At 60.3% G+C, this 14,979-nt stretch carries 14 protein-coding genes and 1 rRNA gene; 4 read left to right on the top strand and 11 right to left on the bottom strand.

Features of this window, described 5'->3' with window-relative positions; all coding sequences use genetic code 11:
* Nucleotides 1-5: 5 nt before the first annotated feature.
* The 8 genes from ACP7DW_RS06540 to ACP7DW_RS06505 all read right to left on the bottom strand — a co-directional run bounded on the left by ACP7DW_RS06540 (nucleotide 6) and on the right by ACP7DW_RS06505 (nucleotide 7,764).
* Nucleotides 6-656: a hypothetical protein gene (locus ACP7DW_RS06540; protein ID WP_426054844.1), complete on the bottom strand. Its 651-nt coding sequence runs from the start codon at nucleotides 654-656 to the stop codon at nucleotides 6-8.
* 248 nt (nucleotides 657-904) lie between these two features.
* Nucleotides 905-1,669 carry a uroporphyrinogen-III C-methyltransferase gene (cobA, locus tag ACP7DW_RS06535; RefSeq protein WP_426054845.1) on the bottom strand — a complete coding sequence of 255 codons (765 nt, stop codon included), beginning with the start codon at nucleotides 1,667-1,669 and terminating at the stop codon, nucleotides 905-907.
* A 14-nt stretch (nucleotides 1,670-1,683) separates the two neighbouring features.
* The gene (locus ACP7DW_RS06530; RefSeq protein ID WP_426054846.1) at nucleotides 1,684-3,003 is read right to left on the bottom strand and encodes a sulfate adenylyltransferase subunit 1; all 1,320 of its coding nucleotides are present in this window, start codon (nucleotides 3,001-3,003) and stop codon (nucleotides 1,684-1,686) included.
* Nucleotides 3,003-3,944 carry a sulfate adenylyltransferase subunit CysD gene (gene cysD / locus ACP7DW_RS06525; protein WP_426054858.1) on the bottom strand — a complete coding sequence of 314 codons (942 nt, stop codon included), beginning with the start codon at nucleotides 3,942-3,944 and terminating at the stop codon, nucleotides 3,003-3,005. The genes ACP7DW_RS06530 and cysD overlap by 1 nt, the downstream gene beginning before the upstream one ends.
* 9 nt (nucleotides 3,945-3,953) lie before the next feature.
* Entirely contained in the window at nucleotides 3,954-4,670 is a 717-nt protein-coding gene (locus ACP7DW_RS06520) for a phosphoadenylyl-sulfate reductase (RefSeq protein WP_426054847.1), read from the bottom strand.
* A gap of 9 nt (nucleotides 4,671-4,679) precedes the next feature.
* Nucleotides 4,680-5,240 carry a DUF934 domain-containing protein gene (locus ACP7DW_RS06515; RefSeq protein WP_141172198.1) on the bottom strand — a complete coding sequence of 187 codons (561 nt, stop codon included), beginning with the start codon at nucleotides 5,238-5,240 and terminating at the stop codon, nucleotides 4,680-4,682.
* Complete coding sequence (locus tag ACP7DW_RS06510; protein ID WP_096234405.1) at nucleotides 5,233-6,921, bottom strand: nitrite/sulfite reductase; 1,689 nt, start codon at nucleotides 6,919-6,921, stop codon at nucleotides 5,233-5,235. The genes ACP7DW_RS06515 and ACP7DW_RS06510 overlap by 8 nt, the downstream gene beginning before the upstream one ends.
* 69 nt (nucleotides 6,922-6,990) lie before the next feature.
* On the bottom strand, nucleotides 6,991-7,764 hold the full coding sequence (locus ACP7DW_RS06505) for a sulfite exporter TauE/SafE family protein (protein WP_096234406.1): 774 nt from the start codon (nucleotides 7,762-7,764) through the stop codon (nucleotides 6,991-6,993).
* A 160-nt stretch (nucleotides 7,765-7,924) separates the two neighbouring features.
* Between ACP7DW_RS06505 and ACP7DW_RS06500 the strand changes: the two genes are divergently transcribed.
* The 3 genes from ACP7DW_RS06500 (at nucleotide 7,925) to ACP7DW_RS06490 (ending at nucleotide 10,720) form a co-directional block, all read left to right on the top strand.
* The gene (locus tag ACP7DW_RS06500) at nucleotides 7,925-8,866 is read left to right on the top strand and encodes a CysB family HTH-type transcriptional regulator (RefSeq protein ID WP_071078844.1); all 942 of its coding nucleotides are present in this window, start codon (nucleotides 7,925-7,927) and stop codon (nucleotides 8,864-8,866) included.
* 61 nt (nucleotides 8,867-8,927) lie between these two features.
* Nucleotides 8,928-9,578, top strand: coding sequence for a class I SAM-dependent methyltransferase (locus tag ACP7DW_RS06495; protein WP_426054848.1), 651 nt, complete (start codon nucleotides 8,928-8,930; stop codon nucleotides 9,576-9,578).
* A gap of 194 nt (nucleotides 9,579-9,772) precedes the next feature.
* The gene (locus tag ACP7DW_RS06490; protein WP_141172201.1) at nucleotides 9,773-10,720 is read left to right on the top strand and encodes a porin; all 948 of its coding nucleotides are present in this window, start codon (nucleotides 9,773-9,775) and stop codon (nucleotides 10,718-10,720) included.
* A 45-nt stretch (nucleotides 10,721-10,765) separates the two neighbouring features.
* Here the strand turns inward: ACP7DW_RS06490 and ACP7DW_RS06485 are convergent, their stop codons facing one another.
* The 3 genes from ACP7DW_RS06485 to ACP7DW_RS06475 all read right to left on the bottom strand — a co-directional run bounded on the left by ACP7DW_RS06485 (nucleotide 10,766) and on the right by ACP7DW_RS06475 (nucleotide 14,234).
* Complete coding sequence (locus tag ACP7DW_RS06485; RefSeq protein ID WP_426054849.1) at nucleotides 10,766-11,956, bottom strand: PAS domain-containing sensor histidine kinase; 1,191 nt, start codon at nucleotides 11,954-11,956, stop codon at nucleotides 10,766-10,768.
* A 163-nt stretch (nucleotides 11,957-12,119) separates the two neighbouring features.
* Nucleotides 12,120-12,878: a LytR/AlgR family response regulator transcription factor gene (locus ACP7DW_RS06480; RefSeq protein WP_096234411.1), complete on the bottom strand. Its 759-nt coding sequence runs from the start codon at nucleotides 12,876-12,878 to the stop codon at nucleotides 12,120-12,122.
* A gap of 63 nt (nucleotides 12,879-12,941) precedes the next feature.
* Nucleotides 12,942-14,234: a sensor histidine kinase gene (locus ACP7DW_RS06475; RefSeq protein WP_426054850.1), complete on the bottom strand. Its 1,293-nt coding sequence runs from the start codon at nucleotides 14,232-14,234 to the stop codon at nucleotides 12,942-12,944.
* 613 nt (nucleotides 14,235-14,847) lie between these two features.
* Here ACP7DW_RS06475 and ACP7DW_RS06470 point away from each other — a divergent pair.
* Nucleotides 14,848-14,979 (top strand): 16S ribosomal RNA (locus ACP7DW_RS06470); the annotation flags it as partial.

Here is a 14,979-nt window from a genome sequence, read left to right as displayed (position 1 = left end):
GACGGTTAAGCCGCTTTCTTCCGGGGCGCCAGGCTGATGCGGGCGGCGGCCGTGGTGTCGGACAGCGAAGCGAGGAACAGCAGCAGATAGGCGCCCAGTTCCAGCACTTCTTCGCCGAGCAGCGCATAGGCGTCCGGCATGCCATGAAATACCTTCTTGTCGAAGGGCCAGCCGGCGACCATCAGCAAGCCGCCGATGGCCGTCAGGATGGTGATGCGCATGCTGAAAATCCGCGGCGCAAGGGCAAACACCTTGCGCGCGCGCGGCGCAAAAAAGATCAGCACGCGTATCAGGATCAGCAATTCCACCACGCGCAGGGCTTTTTCCAGTTGCGCCCACGCGGGCGCCGTGCCGAACTGGTCGATATCGAGTTCGCGCAGCAGGAAGCCGAACAGCAGGGCCGACAAGCCCGCATGCATGAGGAAACGCAGGGACTGGCGGTCAGGCTCTTGCCACGCGCGCACGCCGTGCACCGTACAGGCCAGGGCCAGGAACAGCGCCTGCAACCATTCCAGTAAATGGTTTTCATCGTCGATATTCGGGAACACCGTCCACAGGGCGATGGAGGCTGCCATGCTCAGGAGTACTGCGCTGGCGACGCCGGCATTGCTGCGGCTGAGCGAAGTCAGGGCTTCGCGCATGGAAGTGAAATTCATGTGTGATCGTAAGGCTAAAGTTGCGCGGCGCGGTATTGCAGCCTGCGGGCGCAGCTTTTTTCGGGGAGACTGCTGCGCGGTTCCCGTCAGCGGGGAGGCCGCACAGCAAGCGCTATGGCGGGGTGTAGCGGGAATTTCATTGCTATTACGCAATAACTTCTCGAGAAAAGATGCGGGTGCATCGTATCATGTTTCTTTTGAAGACGTCGGTTACTGACTTTAAAGTCGGTAAAATACGGTGTATTTATTCAGGCATGGCGCGCCAGAACAGCAGCCGCATCTTCGATCGCCTGGTGCGCGCGCATGGCCATGGCGTCGCCCAGCATCACCAGCACGGGGCCGTGGGTGTCGCCCAGGCCATGCGCCAGGGTGCTCAGCGGCAGGCGCACGATGCGCTGGTCCGGGCGGCTGCAGTTTTCAATCACCACTACCGGGGTGTCGGCACGGCGGCCCTGCGCCAGCAGGCGCTGCGCCGTGGCGATGGCTTCGCGCCCACCCATGTATTGCACCAGGGTATCGCAGTCGGGAATGCGCGTCTGCTCAGGTTCGCCCGGCGCCGTGCTGGAGGTAAAGAAGGCCACGCTGCGCGACACGCCCCGCTTGGTCAGCGGCTGCAAGGTGGCGGCGGCGGCCGCCAGGGCCGTGGTAATACCGGGCACCACTTCGACGGCGATGCCCGCTTCTTCCAGCGCCCGCAGCTCTTCGTCGGCACGGCCGAACAGCATGGGGTCGCCCCCTTTCAGCCGCACCACGACCGCATGCTTGCGCGCGTTGTCGACCAGTTGCTTGTTGATGAAGGCCTGCGCCGTCGACAACTGGCCGCAGCGCTTGCCGACCAGAATCTTTTGCGCCTGCGGGCACAGCTCCAGCATCTCGCTTGTCACCAGCGCGTCGTGCAGCACGACGTCCGCTTGCGCCAGCAGGCGCGCGCCGCGCAAGGTCATCAGGTCTTGCGCGCCGGGGCCGGCGCCGATCAAATAGACCTTGCCGGGGAGAGATGTGGAGTTGTTCATGGTGCTTGCTTTCCTTAGTCGAGACGGATCATTCCCGCCGCGACGGTCTGGTGGGTCACTTCATCGATCAGGATAAACGCGCCCGTGGCGCGGATATCGGCATACGCGTCGGCTGCCAGCGCCTGCTGCACGTTCAGGCTGATGCGGGCGATGTCGTTCAGCTTCAAGCCTTCGGCCGGATGGCGCTGCTGCGTATTGATGTCGAGGATCGACTCGATCGCCGTCACTTTGGCCGCCGTCTGTTTCGTGCCGTGCTTGATCCAGTACTTGCGGCGCAGGTCCAGCGCGTCTTCGGACAGCCAGCACACGTCGGCCACCACCTGTTTCAGCAGGGTGGCGGGGCGGTCCGCTCCGGCCAGCAGGTCGCCGCGCGAAATATCGAGGTATTCATTGAGCAGCAGGGTGACGGACTGGCCCACCACGGCGGTGCTCAGCGAGCCGTCCAGGGTGACGATATCCTTGACGGTGGCCGTCTGGCCCGATGGCTGCACCACCAGGGTGTCGCCGATGCTGACCTTGCCCGCCTCGATGCGGCCCATGTAGCCGCGGAAGTCGTTCGCTTCGTGGCCATTGTGGCGCGCCACCAGCTGCACCGGGAAACGGAATGGCGTGTCGTGCGATTCGTCGTAGACGGACAGCGATTCAAGCAGCTCGATCAGGGTCGGGCCCGTGTACCAGCCCAGCTTGTCGCCGCGTTCGACGACGTTGTCGCCGGTGAGGGCCGACAGCGGGATCGGCGTGATGTCCTTCAAGCCCAGCGACTGGGCGAATGTGCGGTAGGCAGCGATGATGCGGTTATATACCGTCTCATCGTAGTCGACCAGGTCCATCTTGTTGACGGCGACGACCACGTGCTCGATCTGCAGCAAGTGCGCGATGGTGGAGTGGCGCTTGGTCTGGATCAGCAATTCCACGCTGCCATCGTCACCGAGTTTGACTTTCGACACGTCGATCAGGATGATGACGGCGTCGGCGGTGGACGCCCCCGTGACCATGTTGCGCGTGTACTGTTCATGGCCCGGCGTGTCGGCGATGATGAACTTGCGTTTCGGCGTGGCGAAATAACGATAGGCCACGTCGATGGTGATGCCTTGCTCGCGTTCCGCTTCCAGGCCGTCCGTCAGCAGCGACAGGTCGACCGTGTCGCCCACCGTGCGCTTGTGCTTGGAGCGCGACATGGCGTCGAGCTGGTCGGCGAAGATGCCCTTGCTGTCGAACAGCAAACGGCCGATCAGGGTGCTCTTGCCGTCATCGACGGAACCGGCCGTGATGAAGCGCAACATGCCGCGTTCAACGCTGTCGGTGAGAGTGGTGTTGGAGATTGCTGCGTTCATTAGAAATACCCTGCTTTCTTGCGTTTTTCCATCGAGGCTTCGGAAGTCTGGTCATCCATGCGGGTGGCGCCCCGTTCCGTGATTTGCGTGATTGCCGTCTCGGCGATGATGGCGTCGACCGTTGCCGCATCCGACGAGACGGGGCAGGTGCACGAGATATCGCCCACGGTGCGGAAGCGCACGACTTGCGTTTCCACCGTTTCGCCTTCGCGTGGCGGCGTCAGATCGGTCAGCGGCACCAGTAAACCGTTGCGCGGGATCACCTGGCGCTCGTGCGCAAAGTAGATCGGCGGCAATTCCAGTTGCTCGCGGGCGATGTATTGCCACACGTCCAGTTCGGTCCAGTTCGAGATGGGGAAGACGCGCATGTTTTCGCCGGGATGCACGCGCGTGTTATACAAATCCCACAATTCGGGGCGCTGGGCTTTCGGGTCCCAGGCGCCGAATTCGTCGCGGAAGGAAAAGATGCGTTCCTTGGCGCGGGCCTTCTCTTCATCGCGGCGCGCGCCGCCGATGCAGGCGTCAAATTTGTATTCGGCAATCGTTTCCAGCAAGGTCACGGCTTGCGCCGCATTGCGCGAATCCGTGGCCGGGTTGCGCAGGCGCACGGTGCCGCGCTGGATCGACTCTTCCACGGAGCCGACGATCAGGCGCTCGCCCAGTTCGGCCACTTTCTTGTCGCGGAACGTGATGACTTCCGGGAAGTTGTGGCCCGTGTCGATGTGCACGAGGGGGAATGGAAATTTGCCTGGGCGGAAGGCTTTTTCGGCCAAACGCAGCAGGACGACGGAATCCTTGCCGCCAGAAAACAGCAGCGCGGGGTTGGCCGATTCGGCCGCCACTTCGCGCAGGATGTGGATGGCTTCCGATTCAAGGCTGTCGAGGTGACGCTGGTTCAAAATATTGCTCATATGGGTGCTTTCTTGTTCTGCTGAGTCTATTGTTTCTGTTCAGGCTGCCACGGATTTGATGCGTATGAGTTTGCCGTCCACCATGTGCAGGCCGCATTCCTTGGAGTCCGGGTTTTCCCACCACCAGCGTCCGGCGCGCACATCTTCGCCCGGTTGCACTGCCCGCGTGCACGGTTCGCAGCCGATGGATGGGTAGCCCTGGTCGTGCAGCGCGTTGTAGGGCACGTCGTTGGCACGGATATAGTCCCACACATCCTGCTCGGACCAGTCGGCCAGCGGATTAAATTTCGTCATCGCATGTGCCGCGTCGTCTTCCTGCACGTGCAATTCGGCGCGCGTGGTGGACTGGGCGCGGCGTTGTCCCGTCACCCACGCCTTGTTGCCGGCCAGGGCGCGGCCCAGGGGCTCGACCTTGCGGATGCGGCAGCATTCGCGGCGCATCTCGACGCTGTTGTAGAACGCGTTCAGGCCGTTCTGTTCCACGTAGGCCGCCACCGCTTCCGGTTGCGGGCGGTACAGGGTGATGTCGTGGTCGTAGCGGGCCTTGACCTTGTCGAGTACGGCCAGGGTTTCCTGGTGCAGCCGGCCTGTTTCCAGGGAAAAGATGCCGATGGGCAGCTTCGCCTTGAGAATCATGTCGGTCAGCACCATGTCTTCGGCTGCCAGGCTGGACGCGAACACGGCCGGCGAAAACTCCGCGGCGATGCGTGTCAGCGTTTGCTCGGTGGCGTCAATCAAAGAAGTCAAATCGCTCATGATGGGGCCTCAGATGCCAGCTGCGTTGTCGAGGTCAGGATTCTGGCCTTCGCGCTGGTGGCGGCGGAACAGCGGCGATTTCTGATCCCACGAGGCCTGGTAGGTTTCCGAAAAGACCGATAAACCTTTCAGGGCGTCATGGATGCTGCGGTCCGGACGCGTCGCATACGCGTCGAAGCCGACCCTGTGCATGGAAAACAGCTGGTCGCGCAGCACGTCGCCGATGGCGCGCAATTCACCCTGGAAACCCAGGCGGGCGCGCAAGTTGAAGGCGATGGAATAGCCGCGGCCATCGGTGAATTTCGGGAAGTCCACGCCGATGACGGGCAGTTGCGCCACGTCGGCGGCCAGTTCTTCCGGGCGCTCGTCGCTGGCCAGCCAGACGCCGATGTCGGGCAGGCGCGCGGCCAGTGTGTCGCGCTGGGCTTGCCACACGGGCAGCGGTACGATGACCTTGCCGGCAGGCACGACGACCGTTTCCGGCGTGTCGTTTTCATCGAGGCGCAGCAAGCCCCAGGTATTTGGCACCACGGCGGCGTTCTTGATGATTTCTTCGCGTACTTCAAACATATTCGTCTTCTCCCACCAGGTTGCCGACCGTGATCGGCGTTGCATAGACATGTTCCTTGAACGGCGCCAGACCCAGGCGCTGGGCCGTGTCGACGAAGCGCTCGCCTTCGTGGCGGTCGCGCACGTAGACGTGCAGCAGGCGGCCGATGACTTCAGGCATCTGCAGGGAAGAGAACGATGGTCCGATGATCTTGCCGATGGCCGCGTTGTTGCCTTGCGCGCCGCCGATCGACACTTGATACCATTCGCTGCCATCCTTGTCGACGCCGAGGATGCCGATGCTGCCCACGTGATGGTGGCCGCAGGCATTGATGCAGCCGGAAATATTGAGTTCGATCTCGCCGATGTCGTGCTGGAAGTCGATGCTGTCGAAGCGTTCCGCGATGGCGGCCGCGATCGGCAGCGACTTGGCGTTCGCCAGCGAGCAGAAATCGCCACCGGGGCAGCAGATCATGTCCGTCAGCAAGCCGATGTTCGGCGTGGCCAGGCCGTGCGCCTTGGCTTCCTGCCACAGCTTGAACAGTTTTGACTGCTCCACGTCGGCCAGCACCAGGTTTTGCTCATGCGTCACGCGCAGTTCGCCAAAGCTGTAGCGGTCGGAGAGATCGGCCGCGAAGTCGATCTGCTCGGCCGTCGCGTCGCCCGGTGGCACGCCCGTCTTTTTCAGCGACAGCACCACGGCCACATAGCCGGGGCGCTGGTGTGGCTTGACGTTGCGCGCCAGCCAGTTCACATATGCCTTGTTGTCCGCGTGTTCGGCCTTGTAGTCGAGTTCCGGCAGGGCAAGGTAGGCGGGCGGATTGAAAAAGTCCGCCACGCGCTGCATTTCCTCAGTGGTCAAGGTTTCCGGACCATCTTTCAAGTCGACCCACTCCGCTTCCACCTGGCGCGTGAATTCTTCCACGCCGATGGCTTTCAACAGAATCTTGATGCGCGCCTTGTATTTGTTGTCGCGGCGGCCGTGCAGGTTATACACGCGCATGATGGCCTGGATGTAGGTCAGCAAATGCTGCCATGGCAGGAAGTCGCGCACGACGCTGCCCAGAATCGGCGTGCGGCCCATGCCGCCGCCGGCCATCACCTTGAAGCCCACCTCGCCAGCGGCGTTGCGCACGGCCGTCAAGCCGATGTCGTGCACGGCGATGGCGGCGCGGTCTTCCTCGGCGCCATTGATGGCGACCTTGAATTTACGCGGCAGGGCGATGAACTCGGGGTGGAAGGTGCTCCACTGGCGCAACACTTCCGCGTACGGGCGCGGATCGATGATTTCATCGGCGGCGACACCGGCGTACGGGTCCGATGTTGTATTACGGATACAGTTGCCGGATGTCTGGATCGCGTGCATTTCCACGGAAGCCAGGTCGGTCAGGATATCGGGAGTCTGTTCCAGTTCAATCCAGTTGAACTGGATGTTCTGGCGCGTCGTGAAGTGGCCATAGCCGCGGTCATACTTGCGCGCGATGTGCGCGAACATGCGCATCTGCGTCGACGACAGCAAGCCGTACGGCACGGCGATGCGCAGCATGTAGGCGTGGCGTTGCATGTACAGGCCGTTTTGCAGGCGCAGCGGGATGAATTCCTCTTCCGTCAGTTCATTGGCGATACGGCGCGCAACCTGGTCTCGGTACTGGGCGATGCGCTCTTTGATGATGAGGTGGTCGTACTGATCGTAATGGTACATATCAATTCCTAAAAAAGCCGGGGTACTGGAAGACTGCCTGGGATGATGTTCTGGATACTGCTCTTGTCTTTAATAGATTAGCTTTATTGCCACGCCGGTCAAGGTCATCGCCAGCAGCACTCTTAAAAACTTTTCCGGCACGGAGCGGGCCACCCAGGAGCCGAGCGTGATGCCGGGCAGGGAGCCGACCAGCAGCGAGGCCAGCAATTCCCAGTGGATGGAACCGAGCCACCAGTGGCCGAGGGCGGCGATGGCCGTCAGGGGCACGGCATAGGCGATATCGGTGCCCGCCACTTCGGCCGAGGTCATGCGTGGATACAGCATCACCAGCAAGGTCGCGCCGATGGCGCCGGCGCCGATCGACGAGACCGTTACCAGCACGCCCAGCACGGCGCCGGCGATGATGGTCGCGGCGGCAAGTTTGTTGCCTTGTAATTGTTTCTCCGGGTGCGCGTTGATCCAGGCCAGCATGCGGCCTTTGAAGATCAGCGCCACGACGGTCAGCAGCACGGAGGCGGCGATCGAGTAACGGATGATCTGGCCGATTTCCGGCGACAGGGTGCCGAATGATTTCAGCGCCAGGGTCGCGACGACGGCGGCAGGCAGGGCGCCGATGCACAGGCGCTTGACGATATCCCAGCGGATGGTGCCACGCAGGCGGTGCGTCAGGGTGCCGGCGCTCTTGGTGATCGAGGCGAACGCCAGGTCGGTGCCCACCGCCACGGAAGGCGGTACGCCAAACAGCAGGGTTAACAGCGGCGTCATCAGCGAGCCGCCGCCCACGCCGGTCATTCCTACGAGTAATCCTACGGCAAATCCTGAGACTATATAAGACAAAGTCATGCTTGCACCCCCAAAGTACCCGCAATAGTAATAAACTTAGTGTTTATTCCAAACTACTTAGTACGCATTTGCTTATATGCGATATGCGTATATGCATGAACGCAAAATCATGGGTAGGGCGGAAACTCGGTAAATTACGGCAATCTAGGGCAAACCAGCAATGAATCTCCATCAACTGCGCTTCGTGCGCGAAGCGGTTCGTCAGAACTATAACCTGACGGATGCCGCCAAGGCCTTGTTTACGTCGCAACCGGGCGTATCGAAAGCCATCATCGAGCTGGAGGAAGAGCTGGGCGTGGATATTTTTACACGCCACGGCAAGCGCATCCGCGGCTTGACGGAGCCGGGCCGCCTGGTGCTGGAATCGGTCGAGCTGATCATGCAGGAAATCGACAGCATGAAGCGCATCGGCAAGGAATTCGCGGCGCAGGACAGCGGCAGCTTTACCATTGCCACCACGCATACGCAGGCGCGCTACACCTTGCCCAAGGTGGTGCAAGCCTTCATGCTGAAGTTCCCCAAGGTACGCTTATCTTTGCTGCAAGGCAACCCACGCCAGATCGCCGAGATGGTGCAGCGCGACCAGGCCGATCTTGCCATCGCCACGGAATCGATTGCCGCCATCGATGGCCTGATTACCTTGCCCTGCTATCAATGGGAGCACGTGGTGGTGGTGCCGGTCGACCATCCGCTGCTCAAATCGAAGTCCGTGACCCTGGAAGAAATCGCTGCCTTCCCCCTGATTACCTATGACAGCGCGTTTGCCGGACGCAACAAGATCGACCACGCTTTCGTGCTGCGCGGCCTGAAGCCGGACATCTTGCTGGAAGCCATCGATGCCGACGTCATCAAGACTTATGTCGAGTTGGGCATGGGGATTGGTATCATAGCGGGTATGGCCTTTGATGCCGAACGCGACAAAGGCTTGCGCTCCATCCCTGTCGGCCACCTGTTCGGCATGAATGTGTCGCGCGTGGCCGTCAAGCAGGGCGCGTATTTGCGCAGCTATATTTATACCTTTATCGAGTTGCTGACGCCGACCCTGAACCGCAAGCTCATTGAGCAGGCGATGAGCGGTGATAAAGAGCACTACGAACTATAACAATGCATGAAGTCGGCCGGGCGATGTGCCTGGCCAAGATTATTTAAGAAGAGAAGAAACAATGATTACCGATCAGCTTGCCAAATATTACGCCACCATCGCGCAGCAGTACGAGCGCGTCTATGACAAGCCCGAACGCCAGGAAGACCTGGAAGTGTTGCGCGACAAGGTTGCCGACGTGCTCGAAGGCCACACCGTGCTGGAACTGGCCTGCGGTACCGGTTACTGGACGGACGTGGTCGCCGAGTCGGCCGAGTCCGTGCTGGCCACCGATATCAACGATGAAATGCTGGCGCTGGCCCAAGCGCGCGGCTTGCCCGACAACGTCACCTTCGCCAAGCTCGACGCATTCAACTTGCCCGATGACTTGCTGGGCAAGTTCACGGCCGTGTTCGCCGGTTTCTGGTGGTCGCACGTCAAGCGCGAAGACCAGGACAAATACCTGAAGCAATTGCGCAACAAGCTGGGCAAGGACATCCTGCTGGTGCTGATCGACAATTCCTATGTCGACGGCAGCAGCACGGTCATCGCGCGCACTGACTTGCTGGGCAATACCCACCAGTTCCGCACGACGGAGGCGGGCGAGCGCTATGAAGTGCTGAAGAATTTCCCGTCGGATAGTCATCTGCGCAAGAAGTTTGCCCACTCGGCCCGTGAAATCCGCATGAAGCGCCTGGAATACTACTGGCTGCTGAGCTGCCGCCTGAAGTAAGGCCGGCGCGGCAAGACAAACCGCCTGCGGGCGGTTTTTTTTCGCCTGTTGTTTTTATGTGACACGGTGTTGTGCCAAAAAGCAACATCTTGTCGATGTCATATTGTTGAAGTATTTCGTGGGCATGATTCGGTTCAGCAGCTAAGCAGCTCAGCAGCAGCTCAACTTGTCCAACCTAATGTAGAGAATCTCAAGTGAAAAAAATTACTCTGGCAGCATTGATCATCGGTACCTTCGCAGCAGCCACGGCGCAAGCACAATCGAACGTTACCGTGTATGGTCTGGTTGACCTTGGTATCGCCAAGACCACTGGCCAGCCGACGGTACAACGCGAAAACAATGCGTCGCGCCTCGGTTTCAAGGGTACGGAAGATCTGGGTGGCGGCCTGTCCGCAATTTTCAACCTGGAAAGTGAATTCCTGGCCGACACCGGCGCGCAAAAAGGCGTGTTGTTCGACCGTCAAGCGTATGTGGGCTTGAAAGGCGCGTTCGGTACCGCCATCCTGGGCCGCACCAAGAATCTGGTCGATGGCACCATCGCCCGCGTCGACCCATTCAACACCTATGGCGTGGTCGGCAAGAACAATGAAACCCTGCTGCGTTCGGGCGTCGGCTCGTCGCGCGTCAACAATGCCGTGACTTACAACAGCCCAAGCTTTGAAGGTTTCGTGGGCAGCCTGCAATACGTACTGAGCGAAGTCAACAGCGCTGACGCAGGCGTCATCGGCCTGGCAACCTACGACAATGGCCCGATCAGCTTGCACGCCGGCTACGAGAAAGCCGTGCAAGCAACGGCAACGGCCGCCAAGCCTGACCTGTGGTCCATCGGTGGCGGCTATAAATTCGGCCCGGCCAAGATCACGGCCGCCTACTCGAAAGGCGACACCAAGGTGGCTGCCAACGGCGAATTCAAGTCCTACCTGATCGGCCTGAACTACACGGTTGGCGGCGGCGATGCCAAAGTGTCGTACGGTAAGCAAGAGCAAAGCAACAACAAGGTCAAGGATCAGGACACCATCAAGGAATTCGGCGTCGGCTACGATTACCACCTGTCGAAGCGTACCGACGTGTACGCTTACGCTGGCCGCGAGCGCGTCAAGTCGCTGACTTCGTACCAGATCGGCCTGGCACACAAATTCTAAGCATCATTCCATGTGATGGAGTGGAGGCGCCTGCGGGCGCCTTTTTTATTGCGTTGCGGCTTCTGCCGCCTCGGCATGCATGGGCAGCGAGATGTCGATGCGTGTGCCGCCCAGCTCGCTATCGGCGCCGATATGGATGCTGCCGTTCAAGCCCCACACCCGCTCGCGCATGCCCAGCAGTCCCAGGGCCGCAGCTTTTTCCAGGTCATGTTCGGCAATGCCGCGGCCGTCATCCTGGATGGTGATCGCCAGCGAGGAATCGATGCGGTGCAGGGCGATGGTGATGTGGCTGGCCTCGGCATGGCGCGCGATATTCGTCAGCGCTTCTTGCACGATGCGGTAGATGGCCGTGCTGCGCGCATCGTCGAGCACGAGGTCGGCCTCGTCGGCCAGCAGGTCAAAATGGATGGCGCGGCGCAACAGGAAGTCGTGGCGCAATTTTTGCAGCGCGAAATACAAACCTCCTTCATCGAGCGCGCGCGGACGCAGGTTGCTGGCGATGCGCCGCAGCGAAGTGATGGCCGTCACCAGCAAGCCGTCCATGCTTTGCAGCAACGCTTGCAGGGACCCGGTGGTGTCCGAGTGCTGGCGCACCAGGGTCAGGTCGCCGCGCAGGGTGGCCAGCAATTGCCCCAGGTCATCATGCAGTTCGCGCGCGATATGCTTGCGCTCTTCTTCGCGGATCGATTGCAGAGCGCTCGACAATTCACGCAATTGCGAAAAGGAGCGGGCCAGCTGTTCATGCATCTGCTGGCGCGCACTGATGTCGCGCACGATGATGGTAAATACGCTATGGCCGTCTTCTTGCATGGCCGAGAGCGAGCCTTCGAGGGGAAACATGGCGCCATCGCTGCGCCGTCCCGTCAGGGTGTAGTCGGTGGCGCGCCGGCCCGTCAGGCGCAGCTCCTGGCTGATGTCGCCAAACGGCGGATCGCCTTCGTGCTGGCCCAGACTGCCCAGGGTGCGCAAGTCGCGCAGGATATACTGGCCCAGGCGCCTGCCGCGCATGCCGGCCGGCGTGTCGTCGAACAATCTGGCTGCCGCCGCGTTCGCATGCAGAATGAATTGCCCGCTATCGATGCTGATGATGGCGTCGCTGGCGCTGTCGATGATGGCTTGCCCGCGCGCCTGCCGTTGCCGGCGGGCTTTCAGCGGAGGAAACAAGCACAGCAATAGCGCCGCCGCCATGCCCAGCGGCAGGATGCGCAGCAGTGTGGGACTGCCTCGGTCGGGCATACGGGCTTCTCCTTGCGAACGTGAACGAATGCAGGGCAGGAATGATGGACGGGACTTCATGTAGCCTATGCCTGCTGGGGCAGCGCGGCTTGATGTGGCGCAGGAAGGGGGGAGGAAGAGATCAAGGCGCCGCGCCGGCATGGGCCGGGCGGCGGCGAGGGCCTTACATTTGCTTGAACAGGTGCAAGAAACTGCGGCTCACTTCGAGCTTGTCGGACTTGCCTTTGATGAGTACCAGGTGGCGGCCGCGGATGTCGCGCGTCACGCCTTCGATGGCATTCACGTTGACCAGGGTAGCGCGGTGGATTTGCCAGAACAGCGCAGGATCGAGCTCTTCGGCCAGATCGCGCACGGGCTTGCGGATCAGTGCCTCGTACTTGGCGGTCTGCACGCAGGTGTATTTCTCGTCCGAACGGAAAAATAATATCTCTTCCACGGGGATCATGCGCAAGTCCTGGCCGATGCTGGCCTGTATCCATTGCAAATAGGTGGGCTTGGCCGTGATTTTCTCCGCCAGTTGCGACAGCATGGCCGTCACGCTGCTGTTGACGTCCAGCGCAGGCTTGTTCAAGTGCGTTTTCAGGCGCTCCACCGTCACCAGCAAGCGCTCATGCTCGGGCGGCTTGAGCACATAATCGACGGCGCCCCGCTCGAAGGCTTCGACGGCGTGGGTATCGTAGGCCGTGACAAAGACGATATGCGTCTTGCTGCCTATCACTTGCGCCGCTTCCATGCCCGTCTTGCCCGGCATGCGGATATCGAGGAAGGCAAAGTCCGGTTTGAGTTGCTCCACCAGTTCGATCGCTTCGTCGCCATTCTTGGCTTCGCCAATGATTTCCAGTTCAGGCCAGGCCTGGCCCAGGCGCAGGCGCAGCTGGTCGCGCATCAGTCTTTCGTCGTCGGCAATAATAGCGGTAGGCATAGGTCTCAAGTGTGAACAGGCGAAGATTGATTATTCAATGATTTAGCGTTTTTATCAACTGTCTTATTTAGACAGCTGATAGGGCACTTCGATCACGGCGCACACACCGCTGGGCTGGTTGGGCGTGATGGTCAGGCTGCCCTGGTCGCCATGCAGCAGCTTCAGGCGTTCGCGGATGGTGGGCAAACCCAGACCCGTGCCATCGCTGGGCACCACGCCAAAGCCCAGGCCGTCATCGGTGACGATCACGCGCAGCTTGCTGTGCGCCACTTCGGCCACGATGCGCAGGGTGCCGCCTTCCGGCTTGACTTCCAGCCCGTGCTTGATGGCATTTTCCACCATCGATTGCAGCATCATGGGCGGGAACGCGGCGCTGCGCAGGCCGTCGGGAATCTGGAAGTCGACGGTCAGGCGTTCTTCCATGCGCATTTTCAGCAGGTTCAAGTACGCTTGCACCATGTCCGCTTCACGGCCCAGGTTGGTAATCAGGGCGTTGTCGCGCATTTGCGGCAGCACGGCGCGCAGATACTGGATCAGGCTGCGCTGCATCTTGGCCGCGCGCGGCGGATCGACCTGGATCAAGTGTTCGACGGAGGCGAGTGTGTTGAACAGGAAGTGCGGCTCGACTTGCGCCTGCATCATCTGCATCTTCGCTTCGCTGAGCTGGCGCTGCATGGATTCGCGTTCGGCCGCCTCATTCGCCGTGACCGTTTCCGCTTCGGCGCGTTTCTTGCCGCCCACCAGGGCTTTCATGGCGAACAGGGCCAGCACCAGCAAGGATACAAAACTCTTGAACCAGGTGGACGCCTGCTGGTGGTAGCGTGACACTTTTTGCTCCGCAGCATCATCGACCGCTTCTTCGATGGCATTCGACAGCTCTTCGCCGATTTGCGGTGGCAATTCAATATGGACTTCTTCGCCTGACGCATTGGTGGTCACCGGATAGCTGGGCTTGGCCGGGGCGGCGGGCGGCTCGGGTGGCGCCGGTGGCACGGCGCTGGCTTGGGCGTCCGCCTCGGCGGCGTCGGCCGGCTCGCTGGCCGCGTCGGCCGCGCTGCTGCGCCGGTTCTTGCTGTTGCGAGGGTTGAAATGGATGCCGGTATCGTCGATCAGGATATTGGTTTCGCCCGTACCCTTGCTGCTGCGTTTATGCGACTTGATGACCACTTCTTCGTCCGGGCTGGACGAGAACAGTTCATCTTGCAAAATGGAGCCGGCGATCAGGGCCAGCGCCGCGAACAGGAAAAATTTCCACCAAGACAGTTGGGTAACCCAGGTTGTCGTCGCGTCGAATGCCCGTTGCACCCAAGCGAGGATGGTTTTCAGCAATTGGGGCAGGTTGGAAATCGGAAGCATGGGGGCACTTTCAAGTACAAGAGTTAATCGACGCAGCGGGCAAGTTTAACCCCTTGTTGAGTAGCGTCAGAGTCTGATGTTGCCACTGTGCCTAAAGACCACGAAGTGCGCCAGTCGATTGCGACAGGCTGCACAAAAAGGCGCTTGAAGTGAAGACCAGGCTTGCTGGGCGGCGAGTGGAGGCCGCAGCAGAAAAATAGCCCTTGCGGCGCGCGCGGGGCAGGGCTATAATTCGCTCCCTCGCTGAACGATGCATGCAAATGCTGAGTAAAGTGGGAAAAAAAGAAGGTTGACGAAATGCTGAAAAAGCTTCATACTCTTCCTTCTTCGCAGCTGACAAACACAACGCTTTGTCGATAGCGCGAAAGTAGCACCGAATACCGTTCTTTAACAATTAACAGTCGATAAGTGTGGGCATTTGATGTAAGTGCAGCGTCAATCTTCGGATTGGCGTCTAACTTAAAATATCAAATGTTCACAAGAAATAATGAAATAGGATACTTCTTCGGAAGTAGCCTGTCAGTTTTTTGAGTGAGCAAATCTTTTGCAATGCAAAAGATTTGGATGGTAGTGATACTGTCCGACCTGTCAGAAATGACATTAAACAGAGATTAAACTGAAGAGTTTGATCCTGGCTCAGATTGAACGCTGGCGGCATGCCTTACACATGCAAGTCGAACGGCAGCACGGAGCTTGCTCTGGTGGCGAGTGGCGAACGGGTGAGTAATATATCGGAACGTACCCT

Origin of the sequence: Janthinobacterium sp. PSRC1-1, assembly GCF_049897525.1 — a bacterium.
GTDB lineage: Bacteria > Pseudomonadota > Gammaproteobacteria > Burkholderiales > Burkholderiaceae_D > Janthinobacterium > Janthinobacterium tructae.
This window is presented reverse-complemented; position numbering and strand designations above follow the sequence as displayed.

Bases quoted from the DNA above. Each gene is read 5' to 3' on its own strand.
- ACP7DW_RS06475 (WP_426054850.1), bottom strand. From the start codon at position 14,234: ATGCTTCCGATTTCCAACCTGCCCCAATTGCTGAAAACCATCCTCGCT.
- ACP7DW_RS06500 (WP_071078844.1), top strand. From the start codon at position 7,925: ATGAATCTCCATCAACTGCGCTTCGTGCGCGAAGCGGTTCGTCAGAAC.
- ACP7DW_RS06505 (WP_096234406.1), bottom strand. From the start codon at position 7,764: ATGACTTTGTCTTATATAGTCTCAGGATTTGCCGTAGGATTACTCGTA.
- ACP7DW_RS06485 (WP_426054849.1), bottom strand. From the start codon at position 11,956: ATGCCCGACCGAGGCAGTCCCACACTGCTGCGCATCCTGCCGCTGGGC.
- ACP7DW_RS06520 (WP_426054847.1), bottom strand. From the start codon at position 4,670: ATGAGCGATTTGACTTCTTTGATTGACGCCACCGAGCAAACGCTGACA.
- ACP7DW_RS06510 (WP_096234405.1), bottom strand. From the start codon at position 6,921: ATGTACCATTACGATCAGTACGACCACCTCATCATCAAAGAGCGCATC.
- ACP7DW_RS06495 (WP_426054848.1), top strand. From the start codon at position 8,928: ATGATTACCGATCAGCTTGCCAAATATTACGCCACCATCGCGCAGCAG.
- cobA (WP_426054845.1), bottom strand. From the start codon at position 1,669: ATGAACAACTCCACATCTCTCCCCGGCAAGGTCTATTTGATCGGCGCC.
- ACP7DW_RS06480 (WP_096234411.1), bottom strand. From the start codon at position 12,878: ATGCCTACCGCTATTATTGCCGACGACGAAAGACTGATGCGCGACCAG.
- ACP7DW_RS06515 (WP_141172198.1), bottom strand. From the start codon at position 5,240: ATGTTTGAAGTACGCGAAGAAATCATCAAGAACGCCGCCGTGGTGCCA.
- ACP7DW_RS06530 (WP_426054846.1), bottom strand. From the start codon at position 3,003: ATGAACGCAGCAATCTCCAACACCACTCTCACCGACAGCGTTGAACGC.
- ACP7DW_RS06540 (WP_426054844.1), bottom strand. From the start codon at position 656: ATGAATTTCACTTCCATGCGCGAAGCCCTGACTTCGCTCAGCCGCAGC.